The sequence below is a fragment of the Pseudomonas sp. F007 genome, assembly GCF_057814275.1.
Window position 1 is genome coordinate 822,719 of record NZ_JBVATA010000001.1, and the last position, 18,647, is coordinate 841,365.

At 62.1% G+C, this 18,647-nt stretch carries 19 protein-coding genes; 11 read left to right on the forward strand and 8 right to left on the reverse strand.

Translation table 11 applies throughout. From position 1 onward, the window contains the following. The first annotated feature begins 31 nt into the window (after positions 1–31). The gene (upp, locus tag ACZYR5_RS03885; protein WP_489087831.1) at positions 32–670 is read left to right on the forward strand and encodes a uracil phosphoribosyltransferase; all 639 of its coding nucleotides are present in this window, start codon (positions 32–34) and stop codon (positions 668–670) included. Positions 671–672: 2 nt separating this feature from the next. Further along, on the forward strand, positions 673–1,947 hold the full coding sequence (locus ACZYR5_RS03890; RefSeq protein WP_489087830.1) for a uracil-xanthine permease family protein: 1,275 nt from the start codon (positions 673–675) through the stop codon (positions 1,945–1,947). Positions 1,948–1,994: 47 nt separating this feature from the next. Here ACZYR5_RS03890 and hemH read toward each other — a convergent pair whose 3' ends face one another. After that, a complete protein-coding gene (hemH, locus tag ACZYR5_RS03895; protein ID WP_489087829.1) occupies positions 1,995–3,017 on the reverse strand; it encodes a ferrochelatase in 1,023 nt (340 codons plus the stop codon). Between the two features lie 13 nt (positions 3,018–3,030). After that, a complete protein-coding gene (locus ACZYR5_RS03900) occupies positions 3,031–3,933 on the reverse strand; it encodes a TIGR01777 family oxidoreductase (RefSeq protein WP_489087828.1) in 903 nt (300 codons plus the stop codon). Between the two features lie 196 nt (positions 3,934–4,129). Here ACZYR5_RS03900 and ACZYR5_RS03905 point away from each other — a divergent pair, with 196 nt between their 5' ends. The 6 genes from ACZYR5_RS03905 to ACZYR5_RS03930 all read left to right on the forward strand — a co-directional run bounded on the left by ACZYR5_RS03905 (position 4,130) and on the right by ACZYR5_RS03930 (position 9,872). Next, positions 4,130–5,116 (forward strand): NAD(P)/FAD-dependent oxidoreductase, encoded by a 987-nt coding sequence (locus tag ACZYR5_RS03905; protein ID WP_489087827.1) that lies wholly within the window; start codon positions 4,130–4,132, stop codon positions 5,114–5,116. Positions 5,117–5,264: 148 nt separating this feature from the next. Continuing rightward, positions 5,265–6,227: a YbgA family protein gene (locus ACZYR5_RS03910; protein ID WP_489087826.1), complete on the forward strand. Its 963-nt coding sequence runs from the start codon at positions 5,265–5,267 to the stop codon at positions 6,225–6,227. Next, on the forward strand, positions 6,228–7,172 hold the full coding sequence (locus ACZYR5_RS03915) for a MerR family transcriptional regulator (protein WP_489087825.1): 945 nt from the start codon (positions 6,228–6,230) through the stop codon (positions 7,170–7,172). Positions 7,173–7,192: 20 nt separating this feature from the next. After that, on the forward strand, positions 7,193–8,638 hold the full coding sequence (phrB, locus tag ACZYR5_RS03920; protein WP_489087824.1) for a deoxyribodipyrimidine photo-lyase: 1,446 nt from the start codon (positions 7,193–7,195) through the stop codon (positions 8,636–8,638). Positions 8,639–8,701: 63 nt separating this feature from the next. Next, a complete protein-coding gene (locus tag ACZYR5_RS03925) occupies positions 8,702–9,472 on the forward strand; it encodes an SDR family NAD(P)-dependent oxidoreductase (protein ID WP_489087823.1) in 771 nt (256 codons plus the stop codon). Positions 9,473–9,566: 94 nt separating this feature from the next. Then, entirely contained in the window at positions 9,567–9,872 is a 306-nt protein-coding gene (locus tag ACZYR5_RS03930) for a YkgJ family cysteine cluster protein (protein ID WP_489087822.1), read from the forward strand. 6 nt (positions 9,873–9,878) lie between these two features. On the opposite strand, the gene ACZYR5_RS03935 is transcribed toward ACZYR5_RS03930, so the two are convergent. The 6 genes from ACZYR5_RS03935 to hemA form a co-directional block, all read right to left on the reverse strand. Next, positions 9,879–10,397, reverse strand: a complete 519-nt coding sequence (locus ACZYR5_RS03935) for an acyloxyacyl hydrolase (RefSeq protein WP_489087821.1) — start codon at positions 10,395–10,397, stop codon at positions 9,879–9,881. Between the two features lie 114 nt (positions 10,398–10,511). Then, on the reverse strand, positions 10,512–11,303 hold the full coding sequence (gene murI / locus ACZYR5_RS03940; RefSeq protein WP_489087820.1) for a glutamate racemase: 792 nt from the start codon (positions 11,301–11,303) through the stop codon (positions 10,512–10,514). Beyond that, positions 11,296–12,051, reverse strand: a complete 756-nt coding sequence (locus ACZYR5_RS03945) for a molybdopterin-synthase adenylyltransferase MoeB (protein ID WP_489087819.1) — start codon at positions 12,049–12,051, stop codon at positions 11,296–11,298. The genes murI and ACZYR5_RS03945 overlap by 8 nt, the downstream gene beginning before the upstream one ends. Then, a complete protein-coding gene (gene prmC / locus ACZYR5_RS03950; RefSeq protein WP_489087818.1) occupies positions 12,045–12,875 on the reverse strand; it encodes a peptide chain release factor N(5)-glutamine methyltransferase in 831 nt (276 codons plus the stop codon). The genes ACZYR5_RS03945 and prmC overlap by 7 nt, the downstream gene beginning before the upstream one ends. Beyond that, positions 12,876–13,958: a peptide chain release factor 1 gene (gene prfA / locus ACZYR5_RS03955; protein ID WP_489087817.1), complete on the reverse strand. Its 1,083-nt coding sequence runs from the start codon at positions 13,956–13,958 to the stop codon at positions 12,876–12,878. Next, positions 13,955–15,244: a glutamyl-tRNA reductase gene (gene hemA / locus ACZYR5_RS03960; protein ID WP_489087816.1), complete on the reverse strand. Its 1,290-nt coding sequence runs from the start codon at positions 15,242–15,244 to the stop codon at positions 13,955–13,957. The genes prfA and hemA overlap by 4 nt, the downstream gene beginning before the upstream one ends. Before the next feature lie 191 nt (positions 15,245–15,435). Here hemA and ACZYR5_RS03965 point away from each other — a divergent pair, with 191 nt between their 5' ends. From ACZYR5_RS03965 to ispE, 3 genes are read left to right on the forward strand one after another with little or no spacing between them, the layout of a single operon-like run. Then, positions 15,436–17,160 (forward strand): tetratricopeptide repeat protein, encoded by a 1,725-nt coding sequence (locus tag ACZYR5_RS03965; protein ID WP_489087815.1) that lies wholly within the window; start codon positions 15,436–15,438, stop codon positions 17,158–17,160. A gap of 4 nt (positions 17,161–17,164) precedes the next feature. Beyond that, positions 17,165–17,782, forward strand: a complete 618-nt coding sequence (gene lolB / locus ACZYR5_RS03970) for a lipoprotein insertase outer membrane protein LolB (protein ID WP_489087814.1) — start codon at positions 17,165–17,167, stop codon at positions 17,780–17,782. 1 nt (position 17,783) lies between these two features. Continuing rightward, a complete protein-coding gene (ispE, locus tag ACZYR5_RS03975) occupies positions 17,784–18,635 on the forward strand; it encodes a 4-(cytidine 5'-diphospho)-2-C-methyl-D-erythritol kinase (protein ID WP_489087813.1) in 852 nt (283 codons plus the stop codon). The last annotated feature ends 12 nt before the right edge of the window (positions 18,636–18,647 follow it).

Below are 18,647 nucleotides of genomic sequence, written 5' to 3' on the forward strand. Positions count from 1 at the left end.
GTTTTTTTGCCCGCCGCCGGAGCCTTTCCCTATGCCCATCCGTGAGATCCGCCATCCGCTGATCCGACACAAACTTGGCCTTATGCGCCGTGCAGACATCAGCACGAAGAATTTTCGTGAGCTTGCGCAGGAAGTCGGCGCCCTGCTGACCTACGAGGCCACTAAAGACCTGCCCCTTGAAACCTACGACATCGAAGGCTGGTGCGGCACCGTATCGGTCGAAAAAATCGCCGGCAAGAAGATCACTGTAGTACCCATCCTGCGCGCCGGCATCGGCATGCTCGAAGGCGTGCTCAGCCTGATCCCGGGCGCCAAGGTCAGCGCCGTGGGCGTGGCTCGCAACGAGGAAACCCTCGAAGCGCACACCTATCTGGAAAAACTGGTGCCAGAAATCGACGAGCGGTTGGCCATGATCATCGACCCGATGCTCGCCACCGGCGGTTCAATGGTTGCGACCATCGACCTGCTGAAAAAGGCCGGTTGCAAGGAGATCTGCGCCATGGTCCTGGTGGCCGCTCCCGAAGGCATCGCCGTGGTCGAGAAAGCTCACCCGGATGTGACCATCTACACCGCCTCGATCGACGAAAAACTCAACGAGCACGGCTACATCATTCCTGGCCTGGGCGATGCTGGCGACAAGATCTTCGGCACCAAGCAGAAGGACGCGTAACCATGCAGGATGAGTTCAACGACCCGCTCTGGCGCCAGGTCCTGTCGGGCGCGCAGATGCTGTTCGTGGCGTTCGGAGCATTGGTCCTGATGCCGCTGATTACCGGCCTCGACCCCAACGTTGCGTTGTTCACGGCGGGTCTGGGGACTCTGCTGTTCCAGCTCGTGACCGGCCGCCAGGTCCCCGTGTTCCTGGCCTCGAGCTTTGCCTTCATCACCCCGATCATTCTCGCCAAGGGCCAGTTCGGCCTCGCGGCGACCATGGGCGGCGTGATGGCGGCCGGCTTCGTCTACACCTTTCTCGGCCTGGCCGTGAAGATCAAGGGCACCGGTTTCATCGACCGCCTGCTGCCGCCAGTGGTGATTGGCCCGGTGATCATTTCGATCGGCCTGGCGATGGCACCGATTGCCGCCAACATGGCGATGGGCAAGGCGGGGGACGGCACTGAGCTGATTCATTACCAGACGGCAATGATGATCTCGATGCCCGCCCTGCTGACCACCTTGATAGTCGCGGTGTTCGGCAAAGGCATCTTCCGTCTGGTACCGATCATCTCCGGCGTGCTGGTGGGCTTTGCCATGGCGTTTTTCTTCGGCGTGGTCGACACCGCGAAGATCGCCGCTGCGCCCTGGTTCGCCCTGCCGCACTTCACCGCGCCCGAATTCAACTGGCAGGCGATCCTGTTCATTGTTCCAGTGGCCCTGGCGCCGGCCATCGAGCACATCGGCGGCGTCATTGCCGTCGGCAGCGTAACCGGTCGCGACTACCTGAAAAAGCCCGGCCTGCATCGCACACTGTTCGGTGACGGCATCGCCACCACTGCCGCCGGCATGCTCGGCGGCCCGCCCAACACCACGTACGCCGAAGTGACCGGCGCAGTGATGCTGACCAAGAACTACAACCCGAAAATCATGACCTGGGCGGCGATCTTCGCCATCAGCCTGGCGTTTATCGGCAAGTTCGGCGCGCTGCTGCAGAGCATTCCGGTGCCGGTGATGGGCGGCATTCTCTGCCTGCTGTTCGGTTCGATTGCGGCAGTGGGCATGAACACCATGATCCGGCACAAGATCGACCTCGGCGAAGCGCGCAACCTGGTGATCGTCTCGGTGACCCTGGTGTTCGGGATTGGCGGTGTGCTGGTGGGTACCGGTACCGGCCCGGATGACTTCGGCCTGAAGGGCATCGCGCTGTGCGCCATTGTGGCAATTGCGCTGAACCTGATCCTGCCAGGCAACGATGGCTGGAAGAACAAGCAACCGGATGAGCCGTTGCTGTAAGCCGTCCGATGAACCTGTGAGAGCGGGCTTGCCCGCTCTCACAGCGCTCAGATTGCCAATGGCGCCCGCTCGCACAAGCTGTTCAACGCCTTCGCCCACTGCGGGTTGTCGTTGAGACAGGGCACCAGCACCAACTCCTCGCCTCCGGCCTCGCGGAACTGTTCCAGGCCACGATCACCAATTTCCTCCAGAGTCTCGATGCAATCGGCGACGAACGCCGGGCACATCACGAGGATCTTCTTCGCCCCGCTTTTGCCCAGCTCATCAAGACGCGCCTCGGTGTAGGGCTCGATCCATTTCGCCCGGCCCAGTCGCGACTGGAATGCCACTGACCATTTGCCATCCGGCAACCCCAGGCGCTTGGCAAAAGCAGCCGCGGTGCGCAGGCATTGCGCGCGATAGCAGGTGGCAACCACTTCGGCAGGCGCCCGGGCGCAACAATTGCCACCCGCTTCAAAGCAATGTCCCGGATTGAGCTTCTTCAGGTGCCGCTCTGGCAACCCATGGAAGCTCAGCAACAGGTGATCGTAGTCCTGCTCCAGGTACGGCTCGGCGCTGGCCGCGAGCGCGTCGATGTACTCGGCCTGATCGTAGAACGGCTGGAGAATCGAGAACTGCACGGCGAGCTTTTTCTCGCGCACCACCCGCTTCGCTTCCTCGATCACCGTGGTCACGGTACTGTCGGCAAATTGCGGGTACAGCGGCGCCAGGGTGATCTTGCGAATGCCCTGTGCGGCCAGGCGGGTGAGCACCGTCTCGATCGACGGCTCGCCATAACGCATGGCCAACTCGACCGGACCATGGGTCCACTGCGCCGTCATGGCCTGCTGCAAGCGCTTGCTCAGCACCACCAGCGGCGAACCTTCGTCCCACCAGATCGAGGCGTAGGCGTGGGCCGATTGCTCGGGGCGCTTGATCAGGATCAGCGACACCAGCAACCGCCGCACCGGCCACGGCAGGTCGATCACGTAAGGGTCCATGAGGAATTGATTGAGGTAGCTGCGCACGTCCGCCACCTGTGTGGAAGCGGGCGAACCCAGATTGACCAGGAGCAACGCGTGATCGGTCATGCAACGTCCTATTTCAAAGGCGGCTGGACAAGTCATCCAGAGCCGCGCGCAAATCAGTGAAGCGAAAAATGTAACCCGCCGCCAACAACCGCGCCGGTGTCGCGCGCTGGCCACCCAGCAGCAGCAGCGACAACTCGCCCAGGCCGACCTTCAGCGCGAAGGCTGGCATCGGCATGAACGCCGGGCGGTGCAGCACCGCGGCCAGGGTCTTGGCAAACTCGCGGTTGCGTACCGGTTTTGGCGCGCAGGCATTATAGGGACCGCTGGCCGAATTCTGATGCAGAAGAAAATCAATCAAGCCGATTTGATCATCGATATGAATCCACGGCATCCACTGCCGACCATTGCCGATAGGCCCGCCCAGTCCGACTTTGAAGGGCAGCAACAGGCGCGACAAAAAGCCGCCCCGCGCCGCCAGCACCAAACCGGTCCGTATCAGCACCACGCGCATGCCCAAGGCTTCGGCGCGCTGTGCGGTTTCTTCCCAGGCGATGCACAACTGACTGGCGAAATCTTCGCTGACCGGAGGCGAATCCTCGGTCAGCTCCCGTTCGCCGCCATCGCCATACCACCCCACGGCCGACCCGGATATCAGCACCTGCGGTTTCTGCGCACGACTTTCCAGCCACGTCAGCAGGGTTTCCGTCAGGCTGATTCGACTGCTCCACAGCAGCGCTTTTCGCCGATGGGTCCAGAGTCGATCGGCGATCGGTGCACCGGCCAGATTGATCACCGCATCCACCGGCGTCTCTTCCAGATCCTCCAGCCGGGCAATTGCGCGGACCTGGGCGCCACACAGCCCCGGCACTTTTTCCGGCCTGCGACTCCACACCGTCAAGTTGTGGCCCTGCCTCAGCCAGTGCCGACAAAGCTCGCGACCGATCAAACCAGTACCGCCGGTCAGCAATATGTGCATGACTTGTTCCTCGCGTGGCGTTTTACCTCGATCACTAGTCTATTTTTATAAGCAGGGACGTTTCGGATCGGGCAGGTTTCATGATTAACCATAGGCCAAGCCGTCAGAACCAGAACGCTGGAAGTTATACCAAAAAATATAATTGTACAGGTTTAATCCCCGGCGTAGCCTGTAGAGAAAGGTAAACGAGGCCCTTATGACTCTACCCATTGCAATCATCGGTACCGGCATCGCCGGGCTCTCCGCCGCCCAGGCTCTGCAGGAGACCGGGTACACCGTGCAGTTGTTCGATAAAAGCCGTGGGAGTGGCGGCCGCATGTCGAGCAAGCGCAGCGACGCCGGTTCCCTGGACATGGGCGCGCAATATTTCACCGCCCGCGACCGGCGTTTTGTTACCGAAGTCCAGCGCTGGCAGAGCCAGGGCTGGGCCGCCGAGTGGACGCCGCAACTGTACAACTTCCAGGGTGGCCAACTGAGCCCGTCGCCCGACGAGCAGACGCGCTGGGTCGGGACTCCGCGCATGAGCGCCATCACCCGCGGCCTGATCGGCGACCAGGAAGTGCATTTCGCCTGCCGGATCACCGAAGTCTTTCGCGGTGAAGAACACTGGCATCTGCAGGACGCCGAAGGCTTTACCCACGGCCCCTTCAGCCACGTGATCATCGCCACCCCCGCTCCCCAGGCCACCGCCCTGCTGGCTGCCGCGCCGAAACTCGCCGGGGTCGCCGCCGGGGTCAAAATGGACCCGACCTGGGCTGTCGCACTGGCCTTCGACACGCCGCTCGATACCGCCATGCAGGGCTGCTTCGTTCAGGACAGCCCACTCGACTGGCTGGCGTGCAACCGCAGCAAACCGGGACGCGACAGCAGCCACGACACCTGGATCCTGCACGCCACCAGCAACTGGAGCCGGCAGCACATCGACCTGCCAAAGGAAGCGGTGATCGAGCATTTGCATGGCGCGTTTGCCGAACTGCTGCACAGCGCCATGCCTGCGCCGACCTTCAGCCTGGCTCATCGCTGGCTCTACGCCCGCCCCGCCAGCAGTCACGAATGGGGTGTTCTTGCCGATGCCGACCTGGGCCTGTACGCCTGCGGCGACTGGTGCCTGTCCGGACGCGTCGAAGGGGCCTGGCTGAGCGGCCAGGAAGCCGCCCGCCGCTTGCACCAACACCTGCAATAACGCCTGGGCGCCTCGCAAGCTGCTGTCGCCAGGACAGCAGCCCACGGCAAAACCTATACAAAAAATTTGACTTGTAGACCCTTGGTTCTATGATTAAGCCATGTTGTACAGCTATCTCTCGCTGTACAGGTTTAATCCGAGGCCATCGATGTCCAGCCAATCCCCGAGCAAACCGAAGATTGCCATCAGTGCCTGCCTGCTGGGTGCCGAGGTGCGCTACAACGCCGGGCACAAGAATTCCCGGCTGTGCAGCGAAGTTCTCAGTGAACATTTCGAGTTTGTCCCGGTGTGCCCGGAAGTCGCGGTCGGCCTGGGCATTCCTCGCGAGCCTATCCGCCTGGTGGGCGACGCGCTCCATCGCCGGGCCGTCGGCAGCGTGGATCCCGGATTGGATGTCACCCAACCGCTGGCCGACTACGGCACTCGCATGGCCACTGAGCTGGCCGATATCTGCGGCTACATCTTCATGCAAAAATCCCCTTCCTGTGGGCTGGAGCGGGTCAAGCTCTACCATCCCAAGGGCCATGTGCAGGACGGCGGCAGCCGCGGCATCTACGCCGACGCCTTCTGCGCCCGGCACCCGGACTTGCCGGTGGAGGAAGACGGACGCCTCAACGACCCGGTGCTGCGGGAAAACTTCCTGACGCGAGTCTTCGCCTACGCCGCCTGGCAGGACATGCTGCGCAGTGGCCTGACCCGCCGCGGCCTGACCGACTTCCACGCGCGCTACAAATACCTGCTGATGGCCCACAACCCGGTGCAATACAAGGCCCTGGGCAAACTACTGGGCAACATGGGCCAGAGCGACGCGAAAGACATTGGCCCACGTTATTTCAGCGCCCTGATGAGCGCATTGAAGCAGTGCGCAACCCGTGGCACTCACAGCAACGTGCTGCAACACCTCAGTGGCTACTTCAAGCAGACCATCAGTCACGAGGACAAACAGGAAATCCAGCAACTGATCGGCCAGTACCGCCAGGGCATCGTGCCATTGGTGGTGCCGCTGACCCTGCTCAAGCATCACCTGCGCCACCATCCCGATCCGTACATTGCGCAACAGGTTTACCTGCAGCCCCATCCGGAAAACCTCAGCCTGAGAAATGCCCTCTGAATGAACATCCCATCCGCCACTCCCACCCCTGCCGCAAGCCTCGGCGCCGACTATCAACAGGCGCTGGATGAAGGCTGGCTGCCGATCCGGGAAGTGGCCCGACGCACCGGTGTCAACGCAATCACCTTGCGCGCCTGGGAGCGACGCTATGGCCTGGTGGTACCGCTGCGCACGCCCAAGGGCCACCGGCTGTTTTCCAGCGAACACGTACAACGCATCCACGACGTGCTGACCTGGCTCAATCGTGGCGTCGCCGTCAGCCAGGTCAAATCGTTACTCGACAGCAACCAGGCGTTGGCGCTACCGGTGGAAAACGACTGGCAGATGTTCCGCCAGAACCTGCTCCAGGCCATCAGTACCCTGGCTGAGCGCCAGGTCGACGACCTGTTCAACCAGGCGATGTCCCTGTATCCGCCCCGTACCCTGTGCGAGCAGTTGCTGATGCCACTGTTGGCAGAACTCGAACAGCGCTGGCAGGGACTGTTTGGCGCGCAGATGGAGCGCAACTTCTTTTTCAGCTGGCTGCGCAGCAAATTCGGCGCGCGGATCTACCACAACAACCGTCAGCTACGCGGCGCTCCGGTGCTGCTGGTCAATCAGTCGGACCTGCCGTTCGAACCGCACCTGTGGCTGGTCGCCTGGCTGATCAGCAGCGCCGACTGCCCGGTGGAAGTGTTCGACTGGCCCCTGCCTGCCGCCGAGCTGAGCCTGGCCACCGAACACCTGCAGCCCCGTGCGGTACTGCTGTATTCGAGCAAAACCAACAATCTTCAACACTTGGTGAAACTTCTGAACACGCTCAGTTGCCCAATTTTGATGGCCGGCCCCACGGTGTGCATTCACGACACCGAGTTATCCGGCATGACCGGTGAATTTGCCAATCTGTGCCTGGCCGAGGATCCCTTGGCGGCTCACCAGGCGCTCATTGCGCGAGGGCTGATTTGATGTCGCGCGGCGATTCAAACGTGCAATTGGTCTGGCTGCGCAGCGACTTGCGCCTGCATGACAACACCGCCCTCAGTGCTGCCGCGCAGCGCGGCCCGTGCGTCGCGGTTTACCTGCTGAGCCCCGGGCAATGGCTCGCCCATGACGATGCGCCGTGCAAGGTGGATTTCTGGCTGCGCAATCTTGCCGAGCTGAGTCAGGCATTGGCCAGGCTGAACATCCCGTTGCTGATCCGCAGCGCCTCCCACTGGGATGAAGCGCCCCGCGTATTGGCCCGCCTGTGCAACGAGCTTGGGGTCGAGACCGTGCATGTCAACGACGAGTATGGCGTGCATGAAACCCGCCGCGACGCCGCCGTGCGCCAGGCACTCGACGCCGCCGGCATCAGCCTGCACAACTATCTCGATCAGTTGCTGTTCCAGCCGGGCAGTGTCCTGACCAAGACCGGCGGCTATTTCCAGGTGTTCAGCCAGTTTCGCAAAGTCTGCTACTCGCGCCTGCACGGCAGCCTCCCCCCCTTGGTCGCAGCGCCCGGGGCGCAGGCCCCGACTGGCATCAGCCCCGACCCGATACCCGCCCACCTCGACGGCTTCCCCACGCCAAGTGCACAGCTGCAAGCCTTGTGGCCCGCAGGCGAGGACGAAGCACAGCGTCGCCTTGCCGAGTTCACGGACGCCCAGATCGACTACTACAAGGACGAGCGCGACTTGCCGGCCAAGCCCGGCACCAGCCAGCTCTCGACTTATCTGGCAGCCGGGGTGATCTCGCCGCGCCAATGCCTGCACGCCGCCTTGCAGAGCAATCAGGGTGAGTTTGAAAGCGGAAGCGTTGGAGTCGTGACCTGGATCAATGAATTGCTCTGGCGAGAGTTCTATAAACATATTTTGGTCGGTTACCCACGGGTCTCCCGACATCGCGCCTTCCGCCCGGAAACCGAAGCCCTGGCCTGGCGCAACGCGCCGGAAGACCTCGCAGCATGGAAGGAGGCGCGGACCGGTTTGCCGATCATCGACGCGGCCATGCGCCAACTCCTGGACACCGGCTGGATGCACAACCGTCTACGGATGGTGGTGGCCATGTTCCTGACCAAAAACCTGCTGATCGACTGGCGCGAAGGCGAGCGATTCTTCATGCGCCACCTGATCGACGGTGACCTGGCTGCCAATAACGGTGGCTGGCAGTGGAGCGCTTCCACCGGCACCGACGCGGCCCCCTATTTCCGGATTTTCAATCCAGTGAGCCAATCGGAAAAATTCGACAGCGAAGGCCTGTTCATCAAGCACTGGCTGCCAGAGCTGGCGGACTTGAGCAAAAAAGATATCCACAACCCGGCCAATATAGGCGGACTGTTTGGCGTGGCGGGCTATCCCCCGCCCATCGTCAACCTCAGTCAATCACGCGAACGCGCCCTGGCCGCCTTCAAGAACCTGCCAACACGCCTGGAAGCGGGAGGTCTGTATGGCTAACCTGACGCAGGGCAGTGCACACCGACTTTCAGGATGGAAGTCATGCCAGACAAGGAGCGCAGCATGAGCCTCACACGACCACGACGCTACTGGCTCACCGGCGCCGGCAACGGCATCGGCAGCGCCCTGGCGGAGCAACTGCTCAAGGCAGGCGTACATCTGGCGGTCAGCGCACGGACCGCCGAGCCATTGCAGATCCTCGCCCGCCACTACCCGGGCCAGGTGCTGGTGCTGCCCGGCGATTTGACCAACGGCCAGACCGTGCGCGAGATCGGCGAACAGATCAAGCACGACTGGGGCTCCCTGGACACGGTGATACTGAATGCCGGGACCTGTGAATTCGTCGACGCCAGGCAGTCCGATTCATCGATCAGTGAACTGGTGGTGCGCACCAACCTGCTCGCCAGCAGTTTCTGCATCGACGCCGCCCTGCCTTTGTTGCGCGCCGGCACCGCGCCGCATCTCGTCGGCATCGCCAGCCCATTGACGCAAATGCCGTTGCCACGCTCCGAAGCCAACGGTAGCGCGAAACCCGGCCTGCGCTATCTGTTCGAGTCCGTACGAATCGATCTGGCCCCAGAGGGCATCGAAGTCACCGTGGCCAGCCCCAGTACGGCCGACAAGGGCCCCGTCGATACCCTGCCACTGAGCTTGCCGGCAGACAAAGCCGCGCACTACATCATCGACCAACTCAAGCAGCGCCCGCTGCAGATCAGCTTTCCGGCCCTCAATATGCAAGCACTCTGGCCACTGAACAGTGGCCCGGACGGCATTGACCTGGTCATCGGTAAACACGGCGGCTGGAGCACGCCGCCCATCGAGGACCAGCCTTGATCCACGGTGTCAGGCAGGTGTTCAGGCCTGTCTGACGCCGAGCGTCCGTCAGGGCGTTCACACGGCGTGCGCCTGCTGCCTTACACTGGCGCCCATGAACACCATCCCCCTCACCGAAATCGTCGATCCGTCGGCTACCTGCTCGACCTGTGCCGCCTGCTGCTGCCAGCTCGAAGTCATGCTGATCACCGACACCGGCGTGCCCGAGCGCTACATCGATACCGACGATTGGGGCGGCGAAGTCATGCTGCGCCTGGACGATGGCTGGTGCGCGGCACTGGATCGCGACACCATGCTGTGCACGATCTACGAGCAGCGTCCGCTGATTTGCCGCGAGTTCGAGATGGGCGCACCTGAGTGCCTGGAGGAACGCCGGGGCATCGCCACGGCGTATAAATAGTCAGGCCTACAACGGCATCGTGTAATGCAACGCGTAGCTTTCGACGCCGTCGTTCGGATCACTGATCCCGGCGTTGGAGTAGTGCGTTGCACGAATGCCGACTTCATGCCCACCGGCAAAGCGCAGGCCGACGCCAAAGCGGTCTTCGAACTGGAAAGCCGAACCGAGCTTGTTGTCTTCCACTTCGGTATGGGCAAAGACTGCGACACCAATCCCCGCCTCGATGTAGGGCTTGACGCTGTCCCCCGCGAATTCATAGACCAGCACCGGCGAGAATGACAGGCTGTGATTGCTCGCCTCCTTGTCGCCATCCCAGAACGTATAGGCACCGCTCCAGTAACCGGTCAGCCGCCCGACATCGGTCTGCCACCAGCTCTTGTCCCAATCGGACTGCATCCCCAGGCGATAGGTCATGGTCGAATCACTCGTCTGGCCTACCCCGAACTCCACGCCCGCTGCTTGTACGCTGAAACTATTCCCCAACAACGCGGCTGCAAGCGCAGCCAGACAGACTACTTGCCTCATAGGAAACATCCTTTTTTTGCGAACGACTTTTAGAGTTTTTGTTCAACAGACGCAGCAATAGAAGCTTGCCCCCGCGCAAAAGTTCAGCCGGATTTCCCTGCTTGTTGATTCGTCCTACAGACTGAAGCTTTGCACAACGCCGGGGTTATTCCAGAGTAACGGCAAGATATTTATGAAGTGTTGCTGGTTGCCACTGGTCCAGAATCGAGTGGCCGCTGCCGGCCCATCCGCCAGCAACTCACGCTCGGCGAGCAGGCGTTGCAGTTGCCGGGCGACGGCGGCACCGGTGTCGATCAGGCTGATGTCGGCGGGGAGCATCTGCAGCAGCAGGTGCTTGAGGAATGGATAATGGGTACAGCCGAGGATGATCGTGTCGCAACCGGCCGCCAGCAGCGGTTCCAGGTAATGCCCAAGCAATTGGCGCAAGGCCGGACTGTGCAGGTCGCCCGCTTCGATCATCTCCACCAGGCCCGGACAGGGTTGGGTGACCACCCGTACATCAGTGGCAAAACGATCAAGCAAGGCAGCGAACTTGGCGCTTTGCAGGGTTCCGGTGGTGGCAAGCACTCCGACCACACCGCTGCGGGTGGCCGCGGCAGCGGGTTTGACCGCCGGCTCCATACCCACGATGGGCCACTCTGGATAGTCGCGCCGTACATCCGCGACGCCGGCCACAGTCGCGGTGTTACAGGCGACGACCAAAGCCTTGGCGCCCTGTTCGCGGAAGAATTTCGCCATCACGCTGCAGCGCTGGCGAATGAACTCCGGGGTTTTCTCGCCATAGGGAATGTACCCGCAATCGCCGAGATACAGCAGTGACTCATTCGGTAGCAGCCGCTGGATCTCCGCCAGCACCGAGAGCCCGCCGACTCCGGAGTCGAATACTCCAACCGGCGCCTCACGCATGGGGCGTACCGCAAACACTGCAACCTGGATCACGCTTGACCCGTAACTCGCGAAAGCGCGTGCCCAGCGCGTCGATCAACAACAACCGGCCCACCAGCGGCTCGCCGAAACCGGCCAGCAACTTCAGCGCTTCCAACGCCTGCAGACTGCCGACCAAACCCACCAGCGGGCCGACCACGCCGGCCTCACTGCAGGTCAGTTCGGCCTCGCTGCCATGCCCGTACAGGCAGTGATAACACGGGCTCTCGGCGCGACGCGGGTCGAACACCGACAACTGCCCTTCAAGACGAATTGCCGCGCCGCTGACCAGCGGCTTGCGCGCCGCCACACAGGCTGCGTTCACCGCTTCACGGGTGGAGAAGTTGTCGGAGCAGTCGAGCACCAGGTCGACCGCTGCCACCGCGGCCGCCAGCGAATCCTCATCCAGCGCGGTGCGATGGGCAAGCAGCTCGATCTCGGGGTTGATCGCGCTCAGGCGACGGATCGCCGAGTCGACCTTGCTCAGGCCGACGCTGTCGGTGTCGTGGATGATCTGCCGTTGCAGGTTGGTCAGGTCGACCGTATCGAAGTCGGCCAGGTGCAACTGGCCGACTCCGGCCGCTGCCAGGTACAGCGCCACCGGCGCGCCCAGGCCACCGAGGCCGATGATCAGCGCGCGGCTTTGTTTGAGTCGCAGCTGGCCGTCGATGTCGACGTGCTGCAACAGGATCTGCCGGCTGTAGCGCAACAGCTCCTGATCGTTCAGCACGGCAGGCGCCCCAGGCTGATTCGCTGATGACCACCGAGGTCCTTGCGGCTATGGACCTCGTCGAAGCCTTGGCTCTGCAGCAGATCACGCACTGCGTCGGCTTGATCGTAACCGTGTTCGAGCATCAACCAGCCCCCCGCTTCCAGGTGTTGTGGTGCCTGGGCAATGATCAGGCGCAGATCGTCCAGGCCGTCGACGCCGGCCACCAGAGCGCTGGCCGGTTCAAAGCGTACGTCACCGGCAACCAGGTGCGGGTCGGCGGCGGCAATGTACGGCGGATTGCTGATGATCAGGCTGAAGCGATGATCCTTCAGCGAGTCGAACCAGTGACTGCTGAGCACCGTGACGTTGAGCAGATTCAGGCGCTGGCGATTGCGCTCGGCCAGGGCCACGGCTTCGAGCACCCGGTCCACCGCCGTCACCTGCCAGGCCGGACGTTCGCTGGCCAGGGCCAGGGCGATTGCCCCGCTGCCGGTGCCCAGGTCAAGCACCCGGGCAGGCGTGGCTGGCAACAATTCCAGTGCGGCTTCCACCAACAGCTCGGTGTCCGGACGCGGAATCAAGGTGTGCGGCGCAACTTCCAGGTCGAGTTTCCAGAAACCCTGCTGGCCGAGAATGTAGGCCACCGGCTCGCCACTGCGGCGGCGTTGCAGGTATTCGGCAAAGGTCAGCGCGGCTTCGCTGGGCACGATGCGTTCCGGCCAGGTGTGCAGGAAGCTGCGCGATTTGCCCAGGGCCGCCGCCAGCAGCAACTCGGCATCCAGGCGCGCGGTCGGCGAGTCAGGCAGGTCGGCGGCGCGCAATAAACTGGCAATGATGGTCATTTACTCACCTATCGCCGCCAGTTGGTCAGCCTGGTACTCGGCCAGCAACGGCTCGATCACGGCATCGACGCCGCCGGCAAGAATCTCGTCGAGGGAGTACAGCGTCAGGTTGACTCGGTGGTCGGTGACCCGGCCCTGGGCATAGTTGTAGGTGCGGATCCGCTCGGAGCGATCACCCGAACCCACCAGCAATTTGCGCTCGCTGGCAATGGCATTGGCCGCCGCGCTGGTCTGCTGGTCATTCAACTTGGCCACCAGCCAGGCCATCGCCCGCGCCCGGTTCTTGTGCTGGGAACGCTCTTCCTGACACTCGACGACGGTGCCGGTCGGCAAGTGCGTAATGCGGATCGCCGAGTCGGTGGTGTTGACGTGCTGACCACCCGCCCCGGAGGAGCGGTAAGTGTCGACGCGCAAATCCGCCGGGTTGATCTCGATGGCTTCTCGCTCGTCCGGCTCGGGCAACACTGCCACTGTGCAGGCCGAGGTGTGAATGCGGCCCTGGGATTCCGTCGCGGGTACACGCTGTACGCGGTGCGCGCCGGATTCGAATTTCAGCTTGCCGTAGACGTTGTCACCCTCGACCCGGGCGATGACTTCTTTATAGCCACCATGTTCGCCCTCGTTTTCCGAGAGAATTTCCACACGCCAGCCACGGCGCTCGGCGTAGCGCGAGTACATGCGGAACAGGTCGCCGGAGAAAATCGCCGCCTCGTCGCCACCGGTGCCGGCGCGGATTTCGAGGAAGACGTTGCGGCTATCGTTGGGATCCTTGGGCAGCAGCATGCGTTGCAGATCGGCTTCCAGGGTCACCAGCAATTCCTTGGCATCGCGAACTTCTTCCACGGCCATTTCACGCATGTCCGGGTCGTTGTCCTTGAGCAGCGCTTGCGCGCCTTCAAGATCGCCTTGTACGCCGAGCAGCTTTTTATAAGCCTGTACGACCGGCTCAAGTTCGGCGTATTCCTTGGAATAAGCGCGGAACCTGGTCTGATCGGAAATGACTTCGCCATCGCCGAGCAAGGCGGTCAGTTCCTCGAAACGATCCTGGAGGACGTCCAGTTTATTGAGCAGTGACGCTTTCATTGCGGTTTTTTATCCGAAGAGCTATCCGACGCCCCCTCACCGAGGGCAAAGAGTTCCTGTGCCATGGCCAGCGCATCGAGGCGGCCTTCGGCGGTAAGCTTTTTCAATTGCACACTGGGGGCGTGCAGCAGTTTGTTGGTCAGGCCCCGGGCCAGTTGCACCAGCACTTCCTCGGCGCTGCCGCCGTTGGCGAGCAGGCGCTGGGCCTTCTGCAGTTCTTCGTCGCGCAGGCGTTCGCTCTGTTGACGATAGGCCTTGAGCACGTCGACCGCCGCCAGCTCACGCAGGCGCACCATGAAATCATCGGCGCCGATCGACACCATCTCTTCCGCCGCCTGGGCTGCTCCCTGGCGACTCTTGAGGTTCTCCGCGACCACTTCGTGGAGATCGTCGACGCTATAAAGGTAGACGTCATCCAGTTCGCCGACTTCCGGTTCGATATCCCGCGGCACGGCGATGTCGACCATGAAGATCGGTTTGTGCTTGCGCAGTTTCAACGCGCTTTCCACCGCGCCCTTGCCCAGGATCGGCAACTGGCTGGCGGTGGAGCTGATCACGATGTCGCTGCGCACCAGCTCGGCCGGAATATCCGACAGCAACACGGCGTGGGCGCCGAACTGCTCGGCCAGCTGACTGGCGCGCTCCAGGGTACGGTTGGCGACAACGATGCGCTTGACCCCCAGTTCATGCAAATGCCGGGCAACCAGAGTGATGGTTTCACCGGCACCGATCAACAATGCCTGGCTGCGCTGCAAGTCGCTGAAAATCTGTTTGGCCAGGCTGACGGCGGCAAAGGCCACGGACACCGGGTTCTCGCCGATAGCCGTGTCGGTGCGCACCTGCTTGGCGGCATTGAAGGTGGCCTGGAACAAGCGCCCGAGCAACGGCCCCACGGTGCCGGCCTCGCGGGCCACGGCGTAGGCCGATTTCATCTGGCCAAGAATCTGCGGTTCGCCCAGCACCAGCGAGTCGAGCCCGGAGGCGACGCGCATCATGTGACGAACTGCCGCATCATCTTCATGCACATAAGCGCTCGCGCGCAGCTCATCGAGGCTTAAATGATGGTAGTCGGCCAACCAGCGCAGCACGGTCTCGGCACTCAGCTGATCCTGTTCTATATAGAGTTCGCTGCGATTGCAGGTGGAGAGGATCGCAGCTTCGCGGCTGTCGGTGAGTCGGCAGAGCTGCTGCAAGGCCTCAACCAGCTGTTCCGGAGTAAAGGCCACGCGTTCGCGGACGTCTACGGAAGCAGTCTTGTGGTTAATACCGAGTGCAAGGAAGGCCATTCAAGATCGCTGATGATGACGAGAAGCCGACAATTGTCCTACTTCGCCAGACTCAGAACAACCACCGTTATCTATTGTCCTTATAGACAGCCCGTGAAAAGGCCGTAAAGAGATAAAGAGCGCCTCGGTTATGTTTGACCGAAGGCTTGTGTCATGATGATCCGACCGCAGGTTAGTCGCCCTCTTCCCATATGAATAGATCCTCCGCGTTGCTCCTCGCTTTTGTCTTCCTCAGCGGCTGCCAGGCCTTGGCACCCGTCTCGACGGACGGTACGCCGCCGGTCGAAGGGAGCACACCCGCCCCTGAAAAGCCCAAGGTCTATAGCTCGTTCAGCGAAGACACGGTCTTCAGCCTGCTGAGCGCGGAGCTGGCTGGCCAGCGCAATCGTTACGACATTGCCCTGGACAACTACGTGACCCAGGCCATCAACACCCAGGACCCGGGCATTTCGGAGCGGGCATTTCGCATCGCCGAATACCTGGGCGCCGACCAGGCCGCACTCGACAGCGCGTTGATCTGGGCCCGAAACGCCCCCGACGACCTCGAGGCGCAACGCGCCGCGGCTATCCAGCTGGCGCGCAGCGGGCGTTATGACGACTCCATGATGTATATGGAGAAAGTCCTGCAAGGCAAGGGCGATACCCATTTCGATTTCCTCGCCCTGTCCGCCGCCGATACCGACCAGGACACCCGCAACGGCCTGATGAAAAGTTTTGACCGGCTGCTGCAGCGCCATCCGAACAACGGCCAGCTGATTTTCGGCAAGGCCTTGCTGCTGCAACAGGACGGTGATTCCCAGGGCGCCTTGACCCTGCTCGAGAAAAACCCGCCGGAAGAAGGTGAAGTGGCGCCAATCCTGCTGCGCGCACGCCTGCTGCAGAGCCTCAATCGCGGCGACGAAGCCCTGCCGCTGCTGCAGAAAAGCATTCGCAAGTACCCGGATGACAAGCGCCTGCGCCTGACCTACGCCCGCATGCTGGTCGAACAGGACCGCATGGACGACGCCAAGGCCGAGTTTTCCAGCCTGCTGCAGCAGTACCCGGAAGACGATGAACTGCGCTACTCCCTGGCGCTGGTCTGCCTGGAAGCCAAGGCCTGGGACGAGGCCAAGGGTTACCTGGAAGACCTGGTCGCCCGCGACAGCCACGTCGACTCCGCCCACCTGAACCTGGGCCGCATCGCCGAAGAGCGCAATGACCCACAAGGTGCGCTGATCGAATACGCCCTGGTCGAACCGGGCACCGATTATCTGCCGGCGCAACTGCGCCAGGCCGACATCCTCATGCAGAACGGTCGCGCCACCGAAGCCCAGAGCCGCCTGGCCAAGGAGCGTGACGAGCAGCCGGACTACGCGATCCAGCTGTACCTGATCGAAGCCGAGTCCCTGGCCGCCAACAAGCAGCAAGACCGCGCCTGGTCAGTGCTCGACAAAGCCTTGAAGCAGTACCCGGATGACCTGAACCTGCTCTATACCCGCGCGATGCTGGCGGAAAAGCGTAACGATCTGGCGCAAATGGAGACCGACCTGCGGCAAATCATCAAGCGCGACCCGGACAACGCCATGGCCCTCAATGCCCTGGGTTATACCCTGTCCGACCGCACCACGCGCTACGCCGAAGCCAAGACCCTGATCGAACAGGCTCATCAACTGAGCCCGGAAGACCCGGCCGTGCTCGACAGCCTGGGTTGGGTGAATTTTCGCCTGGGCAACCTCGATGACGCCGAGCGCTACCTGCGCCAGGCCCTTGAACGCTTCCCCGACCAGGAAATCGCCGCGCACCTGGGCGAAGTCCTGTGGGCCAAAGGCAAACAGCGCGAAGCCCGGCAAATCTGGGCCAAGTTCCTCAAGGACCAACCCGACAGCCCTACCCTGCGCAGCACCATCAAGCGCCTGACCGGATCCGAGACTCTTTAAAATCATGTTTTTGCGCCACTTCATCGTATTCAGCTTCATCGCCCTCCTCGCCGGCTGTGCGGGCCTTGGCCCCCGCGAATCGGTCGAGGGTCACGGCAATCCCGCGCAATGGCGCGAACACAAAGAGCAACTGACCGGCCTCGATGGCTGGCAGATTGACGGCAAGATCGGCATCCGCGCGCCGAAAGATTCGGGCAGCGGCACGCTGTTCTGGCTGCAGCGCCAGGACTACTACGACATCCGCCTGTCCGGCCCGCTGGGTCGCGGCGCGGCACGCCTGACCGGACGCCCGGGCGATGTCACCCTTGAGGTGGCGAACCAGGGCCGTTATAACGCGCCGAGCCCGGAACTCCTCCTTGAAGAGCAATTGGGCTGGAAACTGCCGGTCTCCAATCTCGCCTGGTGGGTGCGCGGCCTGCCATCGCCCGCCAGCAAAAGCCGCCTGTCCCTGGACGGTAATAGCCGCCTGGCGAGCCTCGAACAGGACGGTTGGCAAGTCGAATACACCGCCTACACCGAGCAAAACGGCTACTGGCTGCCCGAGCGGATCAAACTGCATGGCAGTGATCTCGACGTCACGCTGGTAATCAAGGCCTGGCAACCGCGCAAGCTGGGGCAATGACATGGCTAGCAACCGCCTGACTCTGCCCTCGCCGGCCAAGCTCAATTTGATGCTGCATATTCTCGGCCGTCGCGACGACGGCTATCACGAGTTGCAGACGCTGTTCCAGTTCCTCGACTACGGCGACGAAATCACCTTCGCTGTGCGCGATGATGGCGTGATTGCCCTGCATACCGAATTCGAAGGCGTGCCCCACGACAGCAACCTCATCGTCAAGGCCGCAAAGAAACTTCAGGAACAATCCGAATGCACGCTGGGCATTGATATCTGGATCGACAAAGTCCTGCCCATGGGCGGCGGCATCGGTGGCGGCAGTTCAAATGCAGCGACGACCCTGCTGGGTCTCAATCATCTGTGGCAACTGGGCTGGGACGAAGATCGCCTGGCGACGCTGGGTTTGACCCTGGGTGCCGACGTCCCGGTTTTCGTCCGTGGCCATGCGGCGTTCGCCGAAGGCGTGGGCGAGAAACTGACCCCGGTGGACCCCGAAGAACCGTGGTACGTCGTGCTTGTGCCGCAAGTCTCTGTTAGTACGGCAGAAATTTTTTCCGATCCGTTGTTGACACGTAACACGCCGCCCATTAAAGTGCGCCCCGTTCCCAAGGGAAACAGTCGAAATGACTGCTTGCCGGTGGTAACAAGGCGTTATCCAGCTGTAGCCAACGCCTTGAATTTGTTAGGTAAATTTACCGAAGCAAAGCTCACCGGAACTGGAAGTTGTGTGTTTGGGGGCTTCCCAAGCAAAGCTGAAGCTGATAAAGTCTCGGCCCTTCTTACAGAGACCCTTACAGGGTTTGTAGCAAAAGGAAGCAACGTTTCGATGTTGCATCGCAAGCTGCAGAGTCTGCTCTAAAGGAATCGATTA

Excerpts from the sequence above, each read along its gene's own strand:
- upp (WP_489087831.1), top strand. The coding sequence starts at position 32 with ATGCCCATCCGTGAGATCCGCCATCCGCTGATCCGACACAAACTTGGC.
- ACZYR5_RS03890 (WP_489087830.1), top strand. The coding sequence starts at position 673 with ATGCAGGATGAGTTCAACGACCCGCTCTGGCGCCAGGTCCTGTCGGGC.
- hemH (WP_489087829.1), bottom strand. The coding sequence starts at position 3,017 with ATGACCGATCACGCGTTGCTCCTGGTCAATCTGGGTTCGCCCGCTTCC.
- ACZYR5_RS03900 (WP_489087828.1), bottom strand. The coding sequence starts at position 3,933 with ATGCACATATTGCTGACCGGCGGTACTGGTTTGATCGGTCGCGAGCTT.
- ACZYR5_RS03905 (WP_489087827.1), top strand. The coding sequence starts at position 4,130 with ATGACTCTACCCATTGCAATCATCGGTACCGGCATCGCCGGGCTCTCC.
- ACZYR5_RS03910 (WP_489087826.1), top strand. The coding sequence starts at position 5,265 with ATGTCCAGCCAATCCCCGAGCAAACCGAAGATTGCCATCAGTGCCTGC.
- ACZYR5_RS03915 (WP_489087825.1), top strand. The coding sequence starts at position 6,228 with ATGAACATCCCATCCGCCACTCCCACCCCTGCCGCAAGCCTCGGCGCC.
- ACZYR5_RS03925 (WP_489087823.1), top strand. The coding sequence starts at position 8,702 with ATGAGCCTCACACGACCACGACGCTACTGGCTCACCGGCGCCGGCAAC.
- ACZYR5_RS03930 (WP_489087822.1), top strand. The coding sequence starts at position 9,567 with ATGAACACCATCCCCCTCACCGAAATCGTCGATCCGTCGGCTACCTGC.
- ACZYR5_RS03935 (WP_489087821.1), bottom strand. The coding sequence starts at position 10,397 with ATGAGGCAAGTAGTCTGTCTGGCTGCGCTTGCAGCCGCGTTGTTGGGG.
- murI (WP_489087820.1), bottom strand. The coding sequence starts at position 11,303 with ATGCGTGAGGCGCCGGTTGGAGTATTCGACTCCGGAGTCGGCGGGCTC.
- prmC (WP_489087818.1), bottom strand. The coding sequence starts at position 12,875 with ATGACCATCATTGCCAGTTTATTGCGCGCCGCCGACCTGCCTGACTCG.
- prfA (WP_489087817.1), bottom strand. The coding sequence starts at position 13,958 with ATGAAAGCGTCACTGCTCAATAAACTGGACGTCCTCCAGGATCGTTTC.
- hemA (WP_489087816.1), bottom strand. The coding sequence starts at position 15,244 with ATGGCCTTCCTTGCACTCGGTATTAACCACAAGACTGCTTCCGTAGAC.
- ACZYR5_RS03965 (WP_489087815.1), top strand. The coding sequence starts at position 15,436 with ATGAATAGATCCTCCGCGTTGCTCCTCGCTTTTGTCTTCCTCAGCGGC.
- lolB (WP_489087814.1), top strand. The coding sequence starts at position 17,165 with ATGTTTTTGCGCCACTTCATCGTATTCAGCTTCATCGCCCTCCTCGCC.
- ispE (WP_489087813.1), top strand. The coding sequence starts at position 17,784 with ATGGCTAGCAACCGCCTGACTCTGCCCTCGCCGGCCAAGCTCAATTTG.